Origin of the sequence: Pseudomonas peli (assembly GCF_050563605.1) — a bacterium.
Classification (GTDB): Bacteria; Pseudomonadota; Gammaproteobacteria; order Pseudomonadales; family Pseudomonadaceae; genus Aquipseudomonas; species Aquipseudomonas peli_A.
Map to the genome: position 1 here is coordinate 1 of NZ_JBNXUH010000229.1, position 352 is coordinate 352.

Sequence of the window (352 nt, forward strand, 5' to 3'; positions counted from 1 at the left end):
TATGGATTGGCTGCGTCCGGGCATCATGCTCTACGGTGCTACGCCTTTTGCTGACCTGGGTGTGGCTGGGCTGGGCCTGCGCCCGGCCATGAGCCTGACCTGTCTCTTATACACATCTCCAGCCCACGAGACGAACTGAGCGATCTCGTATGGTGTGGCTGGGGGCGGGGATCGGGCGGGACGGTGCTACGCCTTGTGCTGGCCTGGGTGTGGCTGGGCTGGGCCTGCGCCCGGCCATGAGCCTGACCGCGCAGCTGATTGCCTGCCGCGATGTGGCGGGGGGGGGCGCGGGTGGCTATGGCGGGCCCCCGGGCCGGCTCTTATACACCACTGGCGCCGCCGACGACGCCCC

Annotated in this window: 1 pseudogene; it reads left to right on the forward strand. The window is 69.0% G+C overall.

Features of this window, described 5'->3' with window-relative positions:
- Positions 1–97 (forward strand): annotated as a pseudogene (locus ACQ4LH_RS21555) (hypothetical protein); the annotation flags it as partial.
- Positions 98–352: the final 255 nt, after the last annotated feature.